This is a genomic window from Thermithiobacillus plumbiphilus (assembly GCF_038070005.1).
In the GTDB taxonomy this organism is placed as follows: domain Bacteria; phylum Pseudomonadota; class Gammaproteobacteria; order Acidithiobacillales; family Thermithiobacillaceae; genus JBBPCO01.
The window spans coordinates 65,969-80,775 of sequence record NZ_JBBPCO010000004.1; the positions used below are offsets into that span (position 1 = coordinate 65,969).

Consider the following 14,807-nt stretch of genomic DNA (forward strand, 5'->3'; position numbering starts at 1 on the left):
ACAACAGGAACCGATTGATGGCCTTCGACCAAACAACAAGAAAGCGTCTTAGCGACTTCGTCAACGAGGCGCGCCGCACGCTTGAGGAAGAGTTCACCCGTCAGCTTCAGAACGATTACGGTCTCGATCCCGTTTTGGGCGCCGTCACTGCGATCGACAGCCTGCGCCACCTGAACGACGCGCAGCGGGAGACCGCGCGCATCCTGCGCGATACCCTGGCGCACTACTGCGCTGCAGAGCATGTCGAGACCCAAGCCGGCCTGGACCGCATCGTGCGCGAGCAAGCCTTTACCGTGCTCAACCGCCTGGCGGCCCTGCGCATGGCGGAGGCCCGTGGATTGCTGATCGAATCGGTGGGCAACGGATACCAGGCGAAAGGCTTCCAGCTCTATGCGCGGCTTGCCGGTACCGGCCTGGGCGAGACGGGCGACGCCTATCGGGTCTATCTCTTCAGCGTCTTCGACGAGCTGGCGCAGGACCTTCCCAGCCTGTTCGACCGCTACTCGCCCCAAGGCCGCCTGTTTCCGCGCGAGGCGGCCCTGCTCGGGGTGCTCGCCCTGATCAATGATCCGGAGATCGAGCCGCTATGGGCCGAGGACGAGACCATCGGCTGGATCTACCAGTACTTCAATTCCAAGGAAGAGCGCAAGGCGATGCGGGACGCCAGCCAGGCGCCGCGCAACAGCCGCGAGCTGGCCGTTCGCAACCAGTTCTTCACCCCGCGCTATGTGGTGGAGTTCCTGGTGGACAACACCCTGGGTAGGCTCTGGTTCAACGCCACCAGCGGCCAGACGGCGCTGCGCGAGCGGTGCCAGTACCTGCTGGTGAAGCCCGACGAGCAGCGCCAGGCAACCGCGCGCCTGCGCGACCCCAGGACGCTGAAACTGCTCGACCCCGCCTGCGGCTCGATGCACTTCGGCCTCTACGCCTTCGACCTGTTTCTGGAAATATATCGCGAGGCCTGGGCGTGGGAGCAGCAGCATGGCCCCGGTTCGCTTGATGTTTCGACCCAACCGGAGACAGACCTCAAACCGCTTTGCCAGACCTATCTGGACGAGGCTGCATTCCTGCGGGATGTGCCACGCCTGATCATCGAGAACAACATTTACGGTGTAGACATCGACCCCCGTGCTGCGCAGATTGCCACGTTGGCTCTCTGGTTGCGGGCGCAGCGGGCCTGGCATGAGGCACGCATCCCGGCCAAGGATCGTCCCGCCATAGGCCGCGGGCACGTACTCGCCGCCGTGGCACCTCCAGCGGAGCGGGAGCTGCACCAGCAGATCGCTGCTGTACTGGATCATCTCGATGCCGAGCTGTTCGATAAGACCCTACAACTGCTCAAGGGCCTGCCCGAGCTGGGCGTGCTGCTGCAAGTGGAACGTGAACTGCCCCATCTGATCCGGGAGGTCTATGGCGAGCACGGCCCCATGTTCAAGGAGGCGGACATGGAGCAGTGGCGCAAGGCGGAGGGGCGCTTGCGTAAGGCGCTAACCGAGTTCGCCCAAGCGGCGAAATCGACTTACCAGGGACGTCTGTTTGTTCAGGATGCGCTGCATGGCTTGAGGCTGGTTGACCTGGCCCGCGAAACGTTCGACGTGGTGGTAATGAATCCACCTTTCGGCGAGGCCGCCGAGCGGGCTCGTGATTACCAAAAGCAGACGTATCCGAACTCCCATCAGGACATTTTTCAGTGCTTCGTTGAGCGCGCTCTCGAGATCACCCGAACGAGCGGCATGGTGGGTGTCCTCAGCGCCCGTACCGGGTTCTTCATGGGAGACAGCGAGTCGTGGCGAACGGAGGTTGTCTGGAAGAATCAGTTGCTCCTTTTTGCCGATCTCGGTCTCGGTGTGCTTGATGACGCCCTTGTGGAGGCCGCTGCATATGTCATTCAGCACGGCGTTGGAGAGGATCACCGGATCGTCGCAAGCCGACACCTTGCCACGCGCGACAAGGAGACCAGCCTTCTCAAGGCCAATCAGGAAATCCAGAAGCCAGTCGCTGACCGGCGAGATGTGTTTGTTATCCCACAGGATGTCATTCAGAGAATTCCCGGGAACGTCTTTGCTTATTGGGCACCTGTTGTCTTCCTCGATCGCTTTCAAGTAGCCGAGTCGTTCCAAGAAAACGTTGCAACGGTGCGGCAGGGGCTTGCCACAGCTGACGATTTCCGGTTCGTCCGACTGGCCTGGGAGGTTCCTCCGGCGGCGATTGGTACAGAGCAGCGGTGGCGTCGATTCTCAAAAGGCGGTGAGTATTCGCCCCCTTATGACGACATCCATCTGCTAGTCGATTGGGGAGTCGACGGCGAGCAAATCAAGGCGTCCGTGTGCCAGAAGTATCCCTATTTGAATGGAAACTGGTCGTTCGTCGTCAAGAACAGCGATCTGTATTTCCAAGCGGGTGCCACTTATACAGTGCGAACCGCAAGTGCTTTTGCGGCCAAGGTACTTCCGGCAGGATGCATCTTCAGTCACAACGCGCAGAGCTGGTTCATTGACGACCGAAAGTTATTGCAGCGGTCGATCGTTTATTTCCTTAGTAGAGTTTCGCAGGCTTACCTTGAACTAGCTGTTGGTGGCGGTGATATCGCTACCTCCGGTAGCGCCGCGCGCCGATACACGACCAAAGTCGTGAATTCCATACCAGCGTCTGTCATAAGCAATCTAGCGTACGACGGATTCGACGAGGACTGTGACTCGCTCTTTAGGCTGGTCGCCTATGACCAATCGTTGGACGAGACGACCTGCTTCTTTGCTGGCTATTCACTCAGTAACGTCAAGAATCTTAGTGAAGCAGCTCATCGGATAACTGCCGTGAGGCAGCGCCTGGTGACCGAAGCTCTCCGCGCGAGTTTCCGTATCGACACCGCTGTTACGCAGGCATGGAACCTGTCGCAGGCGGAGATTGAATACGTTCGGGCCGAGGTTGGGCCACATCTCTGCGAGTATGGGGATGAAGCTTCGGTCGACGATGTTTCCTCGCTGTGGACTCTGCCCGTAGACCAGCTGATCAGACGAGGGGTCGAACAAGACGGCGCGTCCCGATGGCTCACGAAGAAGAGCTACTTTGTCGATCGTAAGACAGAGTTGATTTGCCACTTGCTTCGATGTTCCCCGGAGTCAGTCGAGCGGGCTGTTTCCACTCTTGCGATAGATAAGAGGCAGATGGCGGAAAGAGTCGTCTCCTATGCGGTCGGCATGGCTTTCGGTCGTTGGACTGAGGACGAGGTGGACAGGGGCCCCCTGGATCACTTTGTAAGCAACCCGTTCGATGAGCTTCCCAGGGTGCCCCCGGCCGCACAGCGAAGCAAGAGTGGGAAATCTATTCTTGTTAGCGATACAGGGCATTCAAGAGCAATTATTGCCGCTGTTCAGAATGCCCTTGCGAGCATGTGGCCTAGTAATGCGGGCGGCATCGAGGGTGAAATCCTTGAGGCATTGGGTTGCGATCTGGATCAGTATTTCGAGAGGGGGTTTTTCCCGGCACATATTGCTCAATACGGCAAGAGCCGACGCACCGCACCCATCTATTGGCCACTCTCCACTGCGTCTGGTAGCTACGTTCTATGGATTTATTACGCAGCGCTTTCCAGCCAGACGCTCTACACCGCCATCAACGACTTCGTCGAGCCCAAGCTCAAGCAGGTGAGCGAGGCCACCGTCCAGTTGCGCAACAAGGGCGCCGGCCGCAGCCGTGCGGAGGAAAAGCAGTTCGAGGAACTCCAGGCCTTCGAGCTGGAGCTGATCGAGCTGCGTGACACCCTGCTCAAGCTCGCGCCGACCTACAAGCCTAACCACGACGACGGCGTGCAGATTTCCGCCGCGCCGCTGTGGCCGCTCTTCCGCCACAAGCCCTGGCAGAAGGTGCTCAAGGACACGTGGGAGAAGCTCAAGAAAGGCGAGTACGACTGGGCGCACCTAGCCATGAACTACTGGCCTGAGCGGGTGCGCGAGAAATGCAAGACCGACAAGTCGCTGGCCATCGCCCATGGGCTCGAAGAGATCTACGAGGAGCCGGAAGCGAAGCCCAAGAAGACACGCGGCCGGAAGAAGGGAGGATGAGATGAGCGATGACGCGCCGAACTTTGTCGAACGGATTGTCTGCCTGGCTAATTCCAGGAAGATCGCGGGGCGCTGTGTCGCCGGCAAGCGCCTCGGCGACCGGTCGTGGTTTCGCCCAATCAGCGATCGGCCGGGGCACGAAATTTCCGAGTTCGACCGTCGCTATTCGGATGGCAAGACGGCGCAGTTGCTCGATGTCATCGAAATTCCATGCATCGAGGAACGGCCCCACGGGCACCAGAGAGAGAACGTGCTGATCGACGATCGGTTCTATTGGGAGAAGAAGGGGCGCGCGTCCTGGCAGGACGTTGGTGCCCTGGTCGACCCGGACGCGGACCTTTGGACGAACGGTTTCAGCGCGTACTACAACCGAAACAACCGCGTCCCGGAGGCGCTCATTGACGAAGACGGCGGGTCCCTGCGCTTGATCGAACTGGATGAGATCGTCCTCCATGCGGGCCCCAAGGCCCCGGATTTCGGCAACACGAAGCTGATCGTGCGGGCGAGTTTCGAGCATCGAGGTCAGAGATACAAGCTGGACCTGACCGATCCGGAATATGAGGCAGCCTGCCTCGAACAAGGGGCTGGCGAGTATCACCTCGAGTCGGTGATCGCGTGCGTGAGCCTGTCCGAGCTGCACACGAACCAGAACGGCGAAACCTTCGCTTACAAGCTGGTGGCTTCCATCATCACGCCAGAGAGGGTTGGTGCATGAGTGTGCTGTTCACCGTCGGGCACTCCACCCACCCGATCGAGGTGTTTGTCGGGCTGCTGAAGCAGCACGGCATCACGGCGCTGGCGGATGTGCGCTCGCATCCCTATAGCCGACACTTTCCGCAGTATTCCCAGGAGGCATTGAAGGCTGCGCTTGCCAGGGAGCAGATCGCCTACGTATTCCTCGGCAAGGAGCTGGGAGCCAGGAGCGAAAACCCGGCCTGCTACCGCCAGGGTAAGGTGCAGTACGAGCTCCTCGCCAAGGAGCCGCAATTTGCCGTTGGGCTGGAACGTCTGCGCGCGGGCATCGAGCGGTTCCGCATCACCTTGATGTGCGCCGAGAAGGATCCCTTGGATTGCCATCGAGCCGTGCTGGTCGCGCGTCGGGTTTTTGAGTCCGGTACCCCGGTTGAGCACATCCACGCGGATGGCCACCTGGAGAAGCATGCGGAAATGGAAGCCCGCATGCTCGACCTGCTGAAAATGTCCGATGCGGACATGTTCAGAAGCCGGGAAGAGATACTCGTCGATGCTTACCGCATTCGAGGCGAACAAATCGCTTATGAGGACGAGGCGATGTTGAAGGAAGAGAGCGGCGACAGGAGGCCGGGATGAAGGTATTTACCATCGGTTTCACCAAGAAGAACGCCGAGCAGTTCTTCACGCGCCTCAAGCAACCCGGCTTGGTCAGGCTGGTCGACGCACGGCTCAACAACGTGTCTCAGCTCGCGGGTTTCACGAAAAAGGATGATCTTCGGTTCTTCCTGCGCGAGATCAACGGCATCGACTACGTCCACCGTCCCGACCTGGCTCCGACCAAGGAGATTCTCGACGAGTACAAGAAAAACGGCGGGGACTGGTCCGCCTACGAGCGGAAGTTCATGGAATTGATGGCTCGTCGAAGAATCGAGGAAAAGGTTCCCAAGGAACTCATTGATGGCGGGTGCCTGCTTTGCAGCGAGCCGACCCCAGAGCATTGCCATCGTCGGCTGGTGGCCGAGCACTTGCGGTCACGCTGGGGTGACCTCGAAATCATTCATCTATGACAGCTCACCAGGGGGAATCTGGATAATGGCCATCGCCGATTTCATTCGTGAGGAGATCCTGCGGCCCCGTCTTGCCGCCGCGGGCTGCCTGGTCGTGTATGACGTCCAGGGGCGGTACAAGGACCTGTGCCTGGATCTGAAAGACGAGAAGACCCAGGTGGTCGACGCTTCCGAGAGCAGCATCGAAAGCCGGGAGGCGGCCCTTGCCGCATTGCGCACGGTGGGCCAGCCCAGCTCCAAGCTGCAGGGCGTGCTGATCTATGTGCCAAGCAAACGGCCTGAGACCGACGAGCAAAGGCAGATCGATCCGTTCTCCCCATTCGCCGCGTGCGGGTCGATCTTCCCGCAGGACGATGGCGACGAGTACTTGAGCCTTTGCCTGAAGGCGAAGCCGGATCACCACACGGAAATTCGCCGCGTCTTCTCGGCAAGTGAGGGCGCGCCCTCGTTTGCCGTGATCGACGCGATTGGCGGCGGGGTCAGTTGGCCGCAGTTGCGTGCCACGCTCAAGGCCGATTCGGCGCGCGAGATTCTGGCCGCCTTGCTTCTGCCTTCCGAATCCCAGCTTGATGCGTTGAAGGCACAGGAGGGTTGGGTGCAGGAGGCGCGCGACTTCTTGCGCGCTTCGCTTGGCCTATCGCTCAAGACGCGCGGCAAGACGTGGGCGTCAGTAGCCGACGAGCTTTGGCGCTACGTGCTGTTCAGCGAGTTCGTGTTCGACCTGCCTGAACCGCTTCCCGAATCGCTCCAGGATGTGCCGCATGCGCCGATCGAGGCGAAGCCAGTGGTCGAGGACGTGTGCGACCAGCTCCGCAACGGGCCCAAGACGCGCGCCGTGTACATCGAGCGGGCCGAGGCCATCGAGTCCGAGCTGAACCTGGCGCAGGCGTGCCAGGCTATCGACGACCTGGGCGAACGCGACACCTTCCCGTTCGAAGAGCGCACGTTTCTTCGTGCTGCCATCAAGGGCATCAGCACCGGCGAAACCGACACGACCCGTGAAATCCTCGCGAGGCACAAAGGGTCGGTGTGGCGCGGAAAGGGGGAGAGCCAGGCTCAGTGGGATCTGGTGCGCGCGGGCCTGGCATTGGTGGAGGCGTGCGAGGACTTCGAGCGGCAGTTGCCAGATTACTCACGCTCGCAGGCCGAGTTGCTGGACTTCTATCTAGGGAGCCTGCGCGAGGCCGACCGGTTGCAACGAGAGTTCGAGCAGGCGGTGGGAGACTTTCTCGATCCGCACGGCCTCATGAATGAGGTAGTCCAGCAGGCCCGCGCACGTTATCGAAGGCTTACAGAGCGGGTGCAGGGCCTGTTTGTGAAGCATCTCGAAACCTCCGGTTGGCCCCCCGCCGGCCGGCTGGCGAACGCCGATGTATTCGATCGCCTGGTCGCCGACCGCCTGAAGGAAAAAGGCCGGAAGGTCGCCTATCTGATGGTCGATGCGCTGCGCTACGAGCTGGGGGTGGCGCTGGAGAAGATGCTGTCGGAGGACGGGCCGGTGGAGCTTCAAGCGGCCTACGCCCAGTTACCCTCCATCACGATCGTGGGGATGGCAAGCCTCCTTCCGGGTGCACGCGCGGAGCTCAGTCTTGCCCTGGAGAAGGAAGCGCTGCTGCCCAAGCTGGCCGGTGTGCCAGTGGGCACAGTGGTCCAGCGCATGGATGCGTTTCGGAAGCGTTTCGGCGACCGATTCGCGGAGATGCAGCTCAACGACTTCGTGCGCGGCAAGCCGAAGGTCGCGGAGACGGTCGATTTGCTGGTGCTGCGCTCCACGGAGATCGACAGCCAGTTGGAAAACAACCCGGAATCCACGCTTGGCCTGATTCCTGGAATCCTGAAACTGATTCGCGTCGCACTGCATAAGCTGCGCGGGATGGGCTTCAAGGAGGCCGTGATCGCGACCGACCATGGCTTCTTCTTGAATGCCCAGGCCGAGGCCGGCGATGTCTGCAAGAAGCCAAGCGGTGCGTGGCCCTTCAATGCCCATGACCGCATGATGCTGGGCGACGGTGCGGGCGACGGCCATAGCCTGGTGGTGGCATCCGAAAAGCTCGGGATACGGGGTGATTTCGCGCAAGCCGCGCTGCCGCGGAGCATGGCGCCGTACCGCGCAGGACATCAGTATTTCCACGGCGGCGCATCACTGACTGAAGCTGTAGTGCCGGTACTGCTCGCCAGACTCGATGCCGCCGAGCAACCCAAGATGGCGAAGGTGGCGATCGAACTGTCCTACAAGAACGGGGCGAAACGAATTACTACGCGAGTCCCCGTCATCGAAGTGATACTGGTCTCTGACGATATGTTCTCGCAGGGGATGAGTGTGGAGATTCTTCTTGAGGCCCAGGACAGCAAGGGCAATGTCGTTGGTGAGCCAAGACCTGGCGGCGAGGTGAACCCGGCCACGCGCACCCTGAGCTTGATGCCCGGGCAGCGTAAGCAGATTGCGCTGCGCATGGACCCGGACTTCGAAGGCAAATTCAGCGTGAAGGCGCTCAATCCGACGACGCTGGCCAGCTACTGCGCGCTCAATCTGGAAACGGACTACACGGTATGAACGAGCTGGACGAACTTGACAAGAAACTGACGTCCACCTTCGACGGCAAGGTGGTCCGAAAGGACCTGCTGCACCGGATCAAGAAGGGAACCAACGTCCCGACTTTCGTCCTGGAATTTCTCCTGGCGCGGTTCTGCGCCAGTGATGACCAGGCGGAGATGGATGCGGGCATGGAAGCAGTGCTGGCCACACTGCAGGACAATTACGTTCGCCCCGACGAGGCCAATGCTGCGCAGTCACGGGTGGCGACCAAGGGCAAGCATCGCTTCATCGACAAGGTGCATGTCCGCTATGTCGAGAAAGAGAAGCGGCATTGGGCATCGCTGGAGAACTTCAACTCGCAACGCATCGCCATCAGCGAGAAGTTCTACCGCGATAACGACCGTCTGCTAGAAGGGGGGATTTGGGCCGAGGTCACCATCTCCCACAACGATATCGAAGAGGACGACTACGCGTTTTACATCGAGGACCTGCGGCCGATCCAGCTCTCCCGCTTCGACTTTGAGCGCTACGTCGAGGGGCGCAATGCATTTGGCCGGAACGAGTGGCTTGATGCTGTGCTGCGGTCGGTCGGGCTAGAACCGGCCAAACTCTCGCATCGGCTAAAGCTTCACTTCATTGCACGCCTGGCTGCACTGGTAGAGCCGAATTACAACTACATCGAACTTGGGCCGCGTGGAACCGGCAAATCCTATTTCTTCAGCGAGTTCTCGCCTTATGCCACGCTGATATCTGGCGGCCAAGCGACCAAGGCCACCCTCTTCTACAACAACGCCCGCCGCAAGGTCGGACTGGTGGGTTATTGGGATGTGGTGGCGTTCGACGAGGTGGGGGGAATCAAGGTTCGCGATCCGGACACCATCCAGATCATGAAGGACTTCATGGCCAACGGGCGTTTTTCACGCGGTGCCGAAGTGATCGCCGATGCCAGCCTGAGCTTTGTCGGCAACATAGATCTTTCCGTGCAACAGGTCGTGAACTCGGATCAGCATGACCTGTTCCAGCCGCTCCCGCCCGAACTCGACCTGGCGGTGATGGACCGCTTCGCGGCTTATATCCCAGGGTGGGAGATGCCGAAAAACAGCAGCGAGTTCTTGACGAGCCACTATGGCTTCATCACCGACTACCTTGCCGAGGCCTTCCACTATCAGTTCCAGCACACCAACCGGTACGAGGAGGTGAGCAAGCGGATCAAGCTGGGCAAGGCCATCGAGGGTCGTGACGAAAAAGGCATCAAGAAGACGGTTTGCGCCTTCCTGAAGATCCTGCACCCGAATGGCCAGCCATCTGACGACGAGTTTGAAGAGTACGTCGCCTACGCTGTGGAATGCCGTCGGCGCGTGAAAGAGCAGATGAACAAGCGCAAACCGGATGATGAGTTTGCGCTGATCAATCTTTCCTACTTCAAGGGCAGTGGAGACGAGGTGGTGGTGTTCTGTCCGGAGTCAAAGGACGCGACGGCAACGCAGCGGCCCGCACGGCGACAGCTTCATCAGGAGGACGTCTCACTTGATCGAGGGGCTCAGACGGCGCCGCTTCCAGTCACTCCAGCAGAACCGCCGGTTGTGCCTGCTGATACTACGATGAGCCCGCCCGAGACGGTGGAAGAACTCAAAGAGCAGCATTTCACGATACTGTATGGCGATACCGGATACAGCTACGAGTCGATCATGGGGCCGTACCTGCGTGGCGCAAAGACGGTGATCATCGAAGACCCGTACATTCGACTCCAGCACCAGATTCAGAATTTCGTCCGCTTTTGCGAAACAGTCGTGAAGGCGGGCACCGTCAGAAAAATCACCCTTTTCACCGGTTACGACGACAACACGCAGCTTGCCGACATTGCGGAAAAGCTGGACGAATTGAAGCAGAGCCTTCTGGAGCTGGACGTTGAGCTCGAAGTGAAGCTCAATCCCAACATGCATGACCGGGAAATCAGGCTGGACAACGGCTGGGTCATCAAGATTGGCCGCGGCCTGGATTTCTATCAGAAGCCCGGTAGCTGGTTCGAGGTCGGCGCCAACGATTTGAGCATGCGCAAGTGCCTCGAGACAAAGGTCGACATCTTCCGTGCCTGATGATCAGGACGTGGTTATCCGAGGAGAGCGCTTTCCGCCTCGCGTCGCGCTACCAGCCCTGGTAGGACTTTACCGCCGCCATACACCCACCGCCGCAGCTCGTTGACTGCGCTTGACCAGTCGCGCTGGTTGACGCGCCGCCGCAGCGTCGAGGTCTGCAGCCGCCCCGCGCCGAGGTTGAACGTGAAATCCACGATGGCTGCGAGCCGGCCCTCCGGCTCGGTCGCCAGTACCGGACAGTAGCGCAGTGTGGCGGCGAGCGCGGTTCGCAGATCCTGGGCCAGATAGATCTCGCCCTCGTCCTCCGTGATCGGCGGATGGTCGGGCTTGCAAAGGTGACCGTAGCCGATGGTCCAATACCCTGCCGGGCAGATGTAAGGGTGCGCGAGACGCTGCGGATCGTGCTTGGGAACACGATGGAAGCCCTCGAAGCGCTTGGCCAGGTCGATCGCGGCCGACGGGACTTCGATCACGGGCGCACCCGATCGAACACGCGGCCGAGGAACCAGAAGTTCAGCACGCCGGCCCACAGCGCCTGGTCCGCCTCGGTCCAGGCGGCCTGGATGGCCGGAATCCACTCCACACCCGCATCGACCGCGCCGACGAAGGCGGCGGTCTTGGCCGCGCAGTACAGCGTCATGAACCAGTAGGTGATGACCGGCCGCACGCTGGTGGAGAGGGCGTCGGCCCACCGCACACCGGACCGCTGGCCCTGGGCGGCGACGGCCTCGCGCAAGGCCTCGACCGCGCCGCTGTTCCAGGCGGCCTCGCCGGCGGCGCCGATCTCGGTCATGCGCTGGGCGCCGCGCAGCTTCTCGAACTCCAGGGCCTTGTCCTGCATCGCCAACTCGTGGCCGCGCTCGCCCTTGCGGTCGAGCCATTTGAGAATCTCGGGCGCCAGACGGAAGGCCCCGCCGAGGAGGCCGCCGAGCAGGGTCTCGATCATTGGCCACCTCCGAACACCTTGAGTTTGATGACGGCGCCCGCGACCAGAGCCAGGAGGAAGCCGGTGGTGACGAGCCGAATCACGGTCTGCCAGGCGGTGTGCTTGGCGGCGTTGAAGGCTTCGAGCAGGCCACGCAGCTCGCGGATATCGTGGGCGGCGTCCTCGCCGTCTAGGCCGACGTCGGCCAGGGCGCGCCTCGCGCCGCGTTCGGCGGCGCGTGCGAGCAGCTCTTCGAACTCATCGCGCGGCATGACGACCATGCCGTCTTGCAGGGTGGGTGGGCTCATTGCTGGTCTCCGAAAACGAAGAACCCGCCGGGCGGCGGGTTCGGTGGATGAAGGAAAGGGAAGCGATCAGACGGCGATACCGGGGCTCCAGCCGGTCGCCTTGTAGACGGAGAGCACGCCCTCGTCCTCGACGAAGCAGGTCCAGCCGATCTTGGGGACGTGGTACTCCCAGACACCCGCGATGCGCACCGCGATCTGGTCGGTGCGACCCGCCCAGGCGCCGGTGGCCGCTGCCGGGATGATGTAGCGATCGCCGTCCACGGGTGTCGCGGGCGGGGTGGCGAGGTCGCGGTCCTTGACCGACAGCCCCACCACTGCGCCGAGGCGCTTCAGGTTGGCGTCCATGCCGCCGTTCCAATTGTGTTCGCCCTGGGCCCAGCCGTAGGCGAGGCCGAGGTTCGGGTCATTCAAAGCCATCAGGCACCTCCGTAGTAGTCGCCGTAACGCAGGCCGTAGCCGGTACGGTCGAATTCGATGACGTGTTTCTGCCAGGACACGTGGCCGTCGCGGCTCGCCTCGATCTCCACCTTGACGAGCGCGTTGACGCGCCCGAGGCCGGAGTCGGCGAGCTCCTCGGCCTGCGGCCAGGTGGTAGCGTTGCCGGTGATGCCGCTCACCGTGCGCGCGAGCTGCCCGTTCTCGTTGTAGAAGCGCACGGTGACGGTCTGGCCCGCCTCCGGCGTGATTGCCCCCTCGGTCTGCAGGACGAGGTAGGCGGTCTGGGACTGGCGGTTGCGCGTGGCCCAGCTCACGTTGATCTCGCCGGCCACCGCGGTCGGATAGCGCTTGCCGTTGATCTGGGCGTTGCCGGGGCAGTACGGACGGATGAAGCGCTTGTCGAGCGGCAGGCTCATCTCCGTGGCCGCCGCCTCGGGCAGCGTGCCGCGTGTGGTGCGGGTGAGGAGCTTCACCGCTACCCGCTCGCCGGCGACGTACTCGGGCGTGAGGTAGTGTTGGTGCCCGTCGACGAACCAGATGCGGCTGCCTGCGGGGTGGCTCGCCGGCACCGTATCGAGCATCCCGCGCTCCAGGGTGACGGTCTGGGTCGCGAGGTTGAGCGACACCACCTTGAGCCATTCGCCGTCGATCACCGTGAGTCCTCCGGCAGACACCTCCTCGAGGCCGATGCCGGAGGTCAGTCCCACGCTCACCTGAACGGCCGACTGCGGCAGCATTGCCGTGAGGAGCGCGGTGGGCGTGAAGATGCCGAAGCCCTTGTCGGCGAAACTGCCGCTGACGCGGGCCAGCGCCTTGAAGCCGAAGGCGTCCGACGAGGGGCGCGAACCGCAGGCTGCCACCAGGCCGTCGAGATCGTCGATGTCGCCGAGCAGGCTCTGGGACTCGCCGGTGAAGTCCTTGACCACCGACCAGTACGGCACCTCGAACAGGGTCTGGTGGGGGCACGGCGCCGGCAGGCTGGTCGGCTCCGTCCAGCCCGAGGGGGGCGGCGCCGAATAGACCGACTGCGGCAGGCCGAAGATGTCCTGCACGCACTCCACCCGCACCGCGCCGTTCGCCAGCTCCCCGTAGGCGATGCGCGCGACACGCATCACCATCTGGTCGATGCCGTAGGGCGGCCAGGAGAGCTTCACCACGTCGCCGATGTTGAGGCCGGATGCCTGGCGGTTGGCGACGAAGGTGCATTTGGCGAGGCTGCTTGAGAGTTGCTTCAACTCGCGCATGGCCACCCGGTTGGCCAGCTCCGCTCGGCTGATGCCGGGGTAGTTGACCGTGGTCGCCACCACGCCGCCGTTGAGCTGCACGGCGGCGATGTCCTGCACCGTGACGCTGCCGTCCTTGTCCGTGGCGCCGTCGCGGTAGACGACGGTCAACTGGTTGGTGATCTCGCCCCAGGAGGGCCGCGTGAACTCCTCGATGCGCAGGATGTTGCCCGGATCGAAGGTCGGCAGGCTGGAGAGCGTGTAATCGGCGCGCGCGAGCTTGAGGGTGAAGAGCCCGGTGCGCGGATGGACGTAGAGCAGCCCGTCCACGTGCCTGAGCACCGACAGGATGAAGTCCTCGATGGTCTCTTCCTTGTTCCACAGCAGCGACAGCCCGAAGCCCTCGGCATGGAGCGCGTCGGCGGCCCCGGTGAAGCTGGCGTCGTCGATGTCGCTCGTCGGGTAACCCATGCCCCACTCGCCGTTGGTGAGGCACTCGCGCACGATGTGGGCCGGGTTGGCGTCGCCGGAGATCTCGGCCTTGGCCGCGTACCACTGCCTCGGCACCCGCTTGGCGCGCACCGACCATGGCTTGATGTAGGGGTTCATGGCCGCCACCCACACCCGGCGCAGGATCAGCGACACCACGCCGCGGAAGGCCGGAATGTCGGCGCCGAGGCGCTCCTGCAGGTAGGCGTTGCGTCCCTGGGTCGGCCCGCCCATCAGGATGTCCACCGGCCCCTGCACGCCGCCCTCGCGCTCCTCCCCGCCGAAGAGATTGGGGTTGTCGATGGTGATGGTGGTGTTGCCGGTGACGTTGCCCGACCAGGCGACGCGCTCGCCCACCCGGATCTCGTTGATGGCGTCCAGCGGGCCGTGGCACAGGGCGAGGTGGGCGCCGAGGCCGTACCAATATCCGACCGTGTACTCCTGACTGCCTTTGCCGCCGCCGCTCATCCTGCCTGCTCCTTCTGTGCGCTTCGCGCATCCCTCGCTGCGCTCGGGACCAGCACTTCGTGCTGTCCTGCGGCCCTTTGGGCCTTGTCGGCTTCCTCGGCGACGCGGATCGCCATCGCGTCACCCGTGGCGCGCAGCCAATCGACCGGAACACCTCGCTCCACGAACTCGGCCCAGGTGTGGCTGCGCCCCTCGAACCAGCGACGCATGCCGCGGGCGCAGTAGCCCAGGGCGCGGGCATGTTCCAGCCGCGCCAGCACGCTCACTTCTTGCCCCCGGAGGACTTGCGGATCGGCCGCACCTGCACGTCGCCGTACCAGACCACGTTGGGCCCGGAGATCACCCGCGTACCGAACAGCACCGGGATGGGGGCGTCCTGGGAGGCGATGGGCACGTCCTTGTCGCCGATCTGGCCGGGCTGGGCGTCCTGCACCTTGGGGCGCGGCGCGAGCAGCGCGGACAGTACCGTGGTGACGACCCAAATGATGATCTGTTGCCACATG

At 62.5% G+C, this 14,807-nt stretch carries 13 protein-coding genes; 6 read left to right on the forward strand and 7 right to left on the reverse strand.

Features of this window, described 5'->3' with window-relative positions; translation table 11 throughout:
• Positions 1 to 17 precede the first annotated feature (17 nt).
• Genes pglX through brxL form a run of 6 tightly spaced genes read left to right on the forward strand, consistent with a single transcriptional unit; the run spans position 18 to position 10,453 of the window.
• Entirely contained in the window at positions 18 to 4,061 is a 4,044-nt protein-coding gene (gene pglX / locus WOB96_RS05460; protein WP_341370274.1) for a BREX-1 system adenine-specific DNA-methyltransferase PglX, read from the forward strand.
• 1 nt (position 4,062) lies between these two features.
• Positions 4,063 to 4,776 (forward strand): dual OB domain-containing protein, encoded by a 714-nt coding sequence (locus WOB96_RS05465; RefSeq protein ID WP_341370275.1) that lies wholly within the window; start codon positions 4,063 to 4,065, stop codon positions 4,774 to 4,776.
• Positions 4,773 to 5,390 (forward strand): DUF488 domain-containing protein, encoded by a 618-nt coding sequence (locus tag WOB96_RS05470; protein ID WP_341370276.1) that lies wholly within the window; start codon positions 4,773 to 4,775, stop codon positions 5,388 to 5,390. The genes WOB96_RS05465 and WOB96_RS05470 overlap by 4 nt, the downstream gene beginning before the upstream one ends.
• Positions 5,387 to 5,821: a DUF488 domain-containing protein gene (locus WOB96_RS05475; RefSeq protein ID WP_341370277.1), complete on the forward strand. Its 435-nt coding sequence runs from the start codon at positions 5,387 to 5,389 to the stop codon at positions 5,819 to 5,821. Before WOB96_RS05470 ends, WOB96_RS05475 begins: the two co-directional genes overlap by 4 nt.
• A 25-nt stretch (positions 5,822 to 5,846) precedes the next feature.
• Positions 5,847 to 8,375: a PglZ domain-containing protein gene (locus WOB96_RS05480; protein WP_341370278.1), complete on the forward strand. Its 2,529-nt coding sequence runs from the start codon at positions 5,847 to 5,849 to the stop codon at positions 8,373 to 8,375.
• Complete coding sequence (gene brxL / locus WOB96_RS05485; protein ID WP_341370279.1) at positions 8,372 to 10,453, forward strand: BREX system Lon protease-like protein BrxL; 2,082 nt, start codon at positions 8,372 to 8,374, stop codon at positions 10,451 to 10,453. Before WOB96_RS05480 ends, brxL begins: the two co-directional genes overlap by 4 nt.
• A 14-nt stretch (positions 10,454 to 10,467) precedes the next feature.
• On the opposite strand, the gene WOB96_RS05490 is transcribed toward brxL, so the two are convergent.
• The 7 genes from WOB96_RS05490 to WOB96_RS05520 all read right to left on the reverse strand — a co-directional run bounded on the left by WOB96_RS05490 (position 10,468) and on the right by WOB96_RS05520 (position 14,806).
• Positions 10,468 to 10,926 carry a lysozyme gene (locus tag WOB96_RS05490; RefSeq protein ID WP_341370280.1) on the reverse strand — a complete coding sequence of 153 codons (459 nt, stop codon included), beginning with the start codon at positions 10,924 to 10,926 and terminating at the stop codon, positions 10,468 to 10,470.
• Positions 10,923 to 11,399 carry a hypothetical protein gene (locus WOB96_RS05495; RefSeq protein WP_341370281.1) on the reverse strand — a complete coding sequence of 159 codons (477 nt, stop codon included), beginning with the start codon at positions 11,397 to 11,399 and terminating at the stop codon, positions 10,923 to 10,925. Before WOB96_RS05495 ends, WOB96_RS05490 begins: the two co-directional genes overlap by 4 nt.
• Positions 11,396 to 11,686 carry a DUF6127 family protein gene (locus WOB96_RS05500; protein ID WP_024892233.1) on the reverse strand — a complete coding sequence of 97 codons (291 nt, stop codon included), beginning with the start codon at positions 11,684 to 11,686 and terminating at the stop codon, positions 11,396 to 11,398. Before WOB96_RS05500 ends, WOB96_RS05495 begins: the two co-directional genes overlap by 4 nt.
• Positions 11,687 to 11,752: 66 nt before the next feature.
• Positions 11,753 to 12,103: a DUF2793 domain-containing protein gene (locus tag WOB96_RS05505; protein WP_341370282.1), complete on the reverse strand. Its 351-nt coding sequence runs from the start codon at positions 12,101 to 12,103 to the stop codon at positions 11,753 to 11,755.
• Positions 12,103 to 14,304 (reverse strand): phage tail protein, encoded by a 2,202-nt coding sequence (locus tag WOB96_RS05510; RefSeq protein WP_341370283.1) that lies wholly within the window; start codon positions 14,302 to 14,304, stop codon positions 12,103 to 12,105. The genes WOB96_RS05505 and WOB96_RS05510 overlap by 1 nt, the downstream gene beginning before the upstream one ends.
• Positions 14,301 to 14,570, reverse strand: a complete 270-nt coding sequence (locus WOB96_RS05515; protein ID WP_341370284.1) for a hypothetical protein — start codon at positions 14,568 to 14,570, stop codon at positions 14,301 to 14,303. Before WOB96_RS05515 ends, WOB96_RS05510 begins: the two co-directional genes overlap by 4 nt.
• Positions 14,567 to 14,806: a hypothetical protein gene (locus tag WOB96_RS05520; RefSeq protein ID WP_017365809.1), complete on the reverse strand. Its 240-nt coding sequence runs from the start codon at positions 14,804 to 14,806 to the stop codon at positions 14,567 to 14,569. Before WOB96_RS05520 ends, WOB96_RS05515 begins: the two co-directional genes overlap by 4 nt.
• Between the last annotated feature and the right edge of the window lies 1 nt (position 14,807).

What these genes read in the sequence shown, in the direction of transcription:
- pglX (WP_341370274.1), top strand. Translation starts at nt 18, where the DNA reads ATGGCCTTCGACCAAACAACAAGAAAGCGTCTTAGCGACTTCGTCAAC.
- WOB96_RS05465 (WP_341370275.1), top strand. Translation starts at nt 4,063, where the DNA reads ATGAGCGATGACGCGCCGAACTTTGTCGAACGGATTGTCTGCCTGGCT.
- WOB96_RS05470 (WP_341370276.1), top strand. Translation starts at nt 4,773, where the DNA reads ATGAGTGTGCTGTTCACCGTCGGGCACTCCACCCACCCGATCGAGGTG.
- WOB96_RS05475 (WP_341370277.1), top strand. Translation starts at nt 5,387, where the DNA reads ATGAAGGTATTTACCATCGGTTTCACCAAGAAGAACGCCGAGCAGTTC.
- WOB96_RS05480 (WP_341370278.1), top strand. Translation starts at nt 5,847, where the DNA reads ATGGCCATCGCCGATTTCATTCGTGAGGAGATCCTGCGGCCCCGTCTT.
- brxL (WP_341370279.1), top strand. Translation starts at nt 8,372, where the DNA reads ATGAACGAGCTGGACGAACTTGACAAGAAACTGACGTCCACCTTCGAC.
- WOB96_RS05495 (WP_341370281.1), bottom strand. Translation starts at nt 11,399, where the DNA reads ATGATCGAGACCCTGCTCGGCGGCCTCCTCGGCGGGGCCTTCCGTCTG.
- WOB96_RS05500 (WP_024892233.1), bottom strand. Translation starts at nt 11,686, where the DNA reads ATGAGCCCACCCACCCTGCAAGACGGCATGGTCGTCATGCCGCGCGAT.
- WOB96_RS05505 (WP_341370282.1), bottom strand. Translation starts at nt 12,103, where the DNA reads ATGGCTTTGAATGACCCGAACCTCGGCCTCGCCTACGGCTGGGCCCAG.
- WOB96_RS05510 (WP_341370283.1), bottom strand. Translation starts at nt 14,304, where the DNA reads ATGAGCGGCGGCGGCAAAGGCAGTCAGGAGTACACGGTCGGATATTGG.
- WOB96_RS05520 (WP_017365809.1), bottom strand. Translation starts at nt 14,806, where the DNA reads ATGTGGCAACAGATCATCATTTGGGTCGTCACCACGGTACTGTCCGCG.